This window comes from Dermacoccus sp. CCH2-D9 (assembly GCF_001556795.1).
Classification (GTDB): Bacteria; Actinomycetota; Actinomycetes; order Actinomycetales; family Dermatophilaceae; genus Dermacoccus; species Dermacoccus nishinomiyaensis.
Genome location: NZ_LSJT01000082.1, coordinates 1 through 5,016 on the forward strand (window position 1 = coordinate 1; position 5,016 = coordinate 5,016).

Annotated in this window: 5 protein-coding genes; 2 read left to right on the forward strand and 3 right to left on the reverse strand. The window is 71.1% G+C overall.

Annotation, left to right across the window (positions count from 1 at the left end; translation table 11 throughout):
- A partial coding sequence (locus AX669_RS07065) for a serine/threonine-protein kinase (RefSeq protein WP_156444956.1) occupies positions 1 to 784 on the reverse strand: 784 nt, incomplete at its 3' end.
- 174 nt (positions 785 to 958) lie between these two features.
- On the opposite strand from AX669_RS07065, the gene AX669_RS07070 reads away from it, so the two are divergent.
- Both AX669_RS07070 and otsB read left to right on the forward strand, forming a co-directional pair.
- Positions 959 to 2,374 (forward strand): trehalose-6-phosphate synthase, encoded by a 1,416-nt coding sequence (locus AX669_RS07070; RefSeq protein WP_062257486.1) that lies wholly within the window; start codon positions 959 to 961, stop codon positions 2,372 to 2,374.
- Positions 2,371 to 3,255, forward strand: coding sequence for a trehalose-phosphatase (gene otsB, locus AX669_RS07075; RefSeq protein WP_231729468.1), 885 nt, complete (start codon positions 2,371 to 2,373; stop codon positions 3,253 to 3,255). The genes AX669_RS07070 and otsB overlap by 4 nt, the downstream gene beginning before the upstream one ends.
- Here the strand turns inward: otsB and AX669_RS07080 are convergent.
- Both AX669_RS07080 and AX669_RS07085 read right to left on the reverse strand, forming a co-directional pair.
- Entirely contained in the window at positions 3,230 to 4,285 is a 1,056-nt protein-coding gene (locus AX669_RS07080; RefSeq protein ID WP_231729469.1) for a LacI family DNA-binding transcriptional regulator, read from the reverse strand. The genes otsB and AX669_RS07080 overlap by 26 nt on opposite strands.
- 34 nt (positions 4,286 to 4,319) lie before the next feature.
- Positions 4,320 to 5,016: sugar ABC transporter permease (locus AX669_RS07085; protein WP_062257488.1), on the reverse strand; the 697-nt coding region annotated here is incomplete at its 5' end.

Here is a 5,016-nt window from a genome sequence, read left to right on the forward strand (position 1 = left end):
CGCCCTGCGCGGCGAAGGCGAGCGTCGCGGCCCAGCCCCACCAGTCGGTCGACGTCGACACGGGCGCACCCTCGACGAGCTCGGGCGAGAGGTAGCCGGGGGTGCCCATGACGAGACCGGTCGACGTCAGGCGCGCATCGTCGGCGATGTGGGCGATGCCGAAGTCGATGACGACGGGGCGCCCGTCGACCATGAGCACGTTGCTCGGCTTGAGGTCGCGGTGGACGACGCCGGCGTCATGGATGGCCTGGATGGCGACGGCCAGGTCGCGCCCGAGGCGCGCCAGCGCGTCGGGCTCGAACGGCCCGCGGCGCTTGACGACCTCGTCGAGGGGGATGCCGGGCACGTACTCGGTGGCGATGTACGGGCGCTCGCCGTACGGGTCCGCGGCGATGACGGCGGCGACGCCGGGTGTGTGGACGCGTTCCAGCGTCGCGACCTCCCGCGCGAGGCGGGTGCGCGCGTCGGGGTCGTAGGCGATGTGCGGGCGCAGCACCTTGACGGCGACCTCCCGCCCGTCCGAGCTTCGGGTGTCGAGCGCGCGGTAGACGACGCCCATGCCGCCCTCGCCGATCTTGTCGAGGATGCGGAAGTGGCCGACGACGTCCCCACCGTCGGCCGGGGTGGCCGCGTGAGCGCCCGAGCCCTGCCGTGTCCGCGTGCCCTGCGGCGCCACCTGTGTCGCGTCGTCGTGACGCTCGGGCGTCGGCGACGGCGTCGGGTGGGTGCGCCGCGGCAGACGGTGTCCGGCGCGTGTCGGCTCAGGAGGCTCCGGGGACGTCATGGCTCCACGGTAGGCCGCGCACATGACAAAGTGCTGGATCGACGCGGCCCGGCACGCCCCCGCCGCCCCGCGATAGGCTCGTGACGAAGACGCGAACGGCCCCGGCGCCCCGCCGAATTCGAGCGCACGCCGCACCTGTTCGTCCCGCGCACCGATGAGCGAAGGAACTTTCCGATGAGCGAGACCTACGACTTCGTCGTCGCGGCCAACCGGCTGCCCGTCGACCGCGTGACGACGCCGGACGGCAAGTCGCAGTGGCGCCGCTCCCCCGGCGGCCTCGTCACCGCGATGGACGCCGTCATGCGTGGGCGTGACGGCGCCTGGGTCGGCTGGGCGGGCGACCCAGGTGAGGCGCCCGAGCCGTTCGACGACGGCGGCATGCACCTGCACCCGGTCGCGCTGTCGGAGCAGGAGGTCGCCGACTACTACGAGGGCCACAGCAACGACACATTGTGGCCCGTCTACCACGACGTCATCATCACGCCGACGTTCCGTCGCAGCTGGCGTTCGGTGTATCGCCGCGTCAACCGTCGCTTCGCGAACGCCTGCGCCGAGGTCGCCGCGCAGGGCGCGACGGTGTGGGTGCACGACTATCAGCTGCAGCTCGTGCCGGAGATGCTGCGCGAGATGCGCCCCGACCTGCGCATCGGCTGGTTCAACCACATCCCCTTCCCCGCCGTCGAGCTGTTCGCGCAGCTGCCCGGGCGCGAGGAGATCCTCGAGGGGCTGCTCGGCGCCGACTTCCTGGGTTTCCAGCGCACCGAGGACGCGGGCAACTTCCTGCGCGCGGTGCGTCAGTACCTCGACCTCGACGTGACGGGCGACGTCGTCGACCTCGGCGAACGTCAGGTGCGCGCAGCCGCGGTGCCGATCTCGATCGACGTCGAGGGGCTGCGCGAGATCGTCGAGTCGGATTCGGTGCAGGCGCGGGCGCGTGAGATCCGCGAGCAGCTCGGCAACCCGGAGAAGATCCTGCTGGGCGTCGATCGCCTCGACTACACGAAGGGCATCCGTCACCGCCTCAAGGCGTTCGGCGAACTGCTCGCCGACGAGCGGCTCGACCCGAGCAAGCACAAACTCATCCAGGTCGCGACGCCGAGCCGCGAGCGCGTCAAGGCGTACATGGATCTGCGCGACCAGATCGAGCTGACGGTCGGGCGTATCAACGGTGACTTCTCGAGCATCGGCGCGACGGCGCTCACGTACCTGCACCGCTCGTTCGACCGCGAGGAGATGGCGGCGATGTTCGCGGCCGCCGACATCATGCTCGTCACGCCGCTGCGCGACGGCATGAATCTCGTCGCGAAGGAGTACGTGACGTGCTGCGCCGACGACGGGGCGCTCGTGCTGTCCGAGTTCACCGGCGCCGCGACGGAGCTGAGCGACGCCTACCTGTGCAACCCGCACGACATCGCGGGTCTCAAGCAGCAGATCATGAAGGCCGTCGACGCACCGGCGCCCCAGCGTCGTCAGCGGATGGACTCGATGCGTGCCCTCGTGAGCGAGAACTCGGTGCAGCAGTGGGCGAAGAACTACCTCGCGAGCCTCGAGGCCGCCCCGAAGGCGCCGTCGACGCAGGCCGCATCGTGACCGCGACGCCGCTGCGGCCGCCGTCACGCGAGGAGCTGGGTGCTTTCGCGCGCCGCGGTGACGTGCTCGTCGCCTCCGACTTCGACGGGGTGCTCGCGCCGATCGTCCTCGACCCCGCGAGCGCCCGCCCGCAACCGGGCACGATCGAGGCACTCAGTGCGATGGCGGCGTTACCGGGCGTGAGCGTCGCGCTCGCATCGGGTCGTGACCTCGCCACCCTGCGCGCGCTGACGGGGATCGACGAGTCCTCCCCCATTGTCCTCATCGGCAGCCACGGCGCAGAGATCTCGACCACCCTCGGCTCCGCCGCCTCGGGCGGCAGCGCGCTGAGCGACGTCGAGCGCGCCGCCCTCGACGGCGCCACCCACGCGCTCGAGGCGATCGCCGAACGACTGCCCGCGGCACGCGTCGAGTACAAGCCGGCCGGCGTCGTCCTGCACACCCGCGGCATGGACGAGGACGAGGCTGAGCGCGCGACCTGCGCGGCGCTCGCCGTCCCGCAGGATGTCCCGGGCGTCCACGCGATGCGCGGCAAGGCCGTCGTCGAACTGTCCGTGCTCGACGTGTCGAAGGGCGCGGCACTCGCGGCCCTCGCCGCCGAGCGCAACCTGCGTGCGACGTTCTACCTGGGCGACGACGTCACCGACGAGACGGTGTTCACGACGCTGCGCGCGGGAAGCGACATCGGCGTCAAGGTCGGCGACGGCGACACCGCCGCAGCGCACCGCGTCCCCGGCTGCACCGACGTCCCGCCGCTGCTCGACGCTCTGCTCGGCGCGCTGACGAAGGCGCGGCGCAACGCGCCACGAGACGACGCCGACGTCCGAGACGACGCCGACGCCGGGGAGGGCGCCGTCAGCGCACCGGAGGCGGGCCGGTAGAGGCGCGCACGACGAGGTCGGGCGCAAGCACCAGCTCACGGGCGCACGGCGCGGCCGCTGCGAGCCCACGGATCTGGTCGAGCAGCGTGTCGACGGCGCCGTCGGCGAGCGCGGGGACGTTCTGGCGCACCGTCGTCAGCGGCGGCGAGGTGTGCTCCGTCATCGCCGAGCCGTCGAATCCGACGACGGAGAGCTCCCTCGGCACGTCCAAGCCCGCGTGGCGCGCTCCGCGGATGACGCCGAGCGCCATGAGGTCCGAGCCGCAGATGATGCCGCTCGCGCCCCGCGTGGTGAGCTGCGTTCCCGCGAGTTCGCCGCCCTCGACGCTGAACCACGTGTGTTCGACGAGCGCCTCGAACCCGAACTCGGCCGCGGCGTCGCGGAACGCCGTCAGCTTGCGGATCGACGGGGTGTAGCGTGCCGGCCCGACGGCCAGACCGAGCCGGCGGTGCCCCAGACTCAGCAGGTGGCTGACGGCGAGGCGCACCGCGACGCGGTCGTCCGTCGACAACGACGTGACGGCGAGGTCGTCGCGGTGGCCGTTGACGAGGACGACGGGCAGGCCCTGCGCGACGAGTTCCTGATGGCGCGCGATCGACGCCGTCGTGTCGGCGTGGCGACCCGAGACGTGGATGAGTCCGGCGATGCCGCGTTCCAGCAGCATCGAAAGGTACTCATCCTCCTGCACCCCGCCGGCGCTCGTCGGGCACAGGACGGCGGTGTACCCCGCTGCAGCGAGCCGCGTCGTGACGGCCTGTGCGAGCGCGGGGAAGATCGGGTTGTCGAGTTCGGGCACGACAAGGCCGATGGCGCCAGCCCCCGCGCGGCGCAGGCTCACGGGGCGTTCGTAGCCGAGGACGTCGACGGCGGTGAGGACGCTGCGGCGCGTGGCCTCGGCGACGCCGGCCTTGTTGTTGAGCACGCGCGAGACGGTCGCCTGCGAGACCCCCGCAGCAGCAGCGATCTGCTGCAGGCGCGGCGGCGATTCGTCGCCGCCACGCCTGAGCATCGCGTCCTCGGTGGCACTCACGCGCCCGCTCCCGTCGCGCCGCGACGGTCCGAGCTCACTTCACCGAGCCGGTGGTGAGACCACCGATGAGCTGCTTCTGGAAGGCCAGGTACAGCGCCATGATCGGGATCGAGCTGAGCAGCGCACCAGCCGAGAATTGGCCGAACAGGGCGTTGCGGTCGTTGCCGACCGTCATGCCGTAGAGGCCGACGCCGAGGGTCTGCTTGTCGACGTCGGTGAGGAAGATGCTCGCGAGCATGAACTCGCCGAACAGGCTGACGAACGACACCATGAACACCGTGACGAGGATCGGGCGCACGAGCGGCAGCGTCAGGCTGAAGAACACGCGGGCATGCGAGGCGCCGTCGACGAACGCGGCCTCGTCGAGTTCCTTCGGAACGGTGTCGAAGTAACCCTTGAGCAGCCACACGTTCGATCCCATCGCGCCGCCCAGATAGACGAGGATGAGCCCCCACGTGGTGTTGAGGCCGAACGCGGGCATCACCTCACCGATCTTCGAGAAGGTGATGTAGAGGCCGACGAACGCGAGCAGCGCCGGGAACATCTGCAGCAGCAGCAGCGCGAGCAGCATCGCCCGGCGGCCTCGGAAGCGCAGGCGCGAGAACGCGAACGCGGAGCACGCGCCGATGAAGACGCTGAACACCGAACCGACGAGCGCGATGAGCAGCGCGTTCTTGTACCAGGTGACGAACGGTCGCGCCTCGTTGCTGAACAGATCGGAGAAGTTGTTG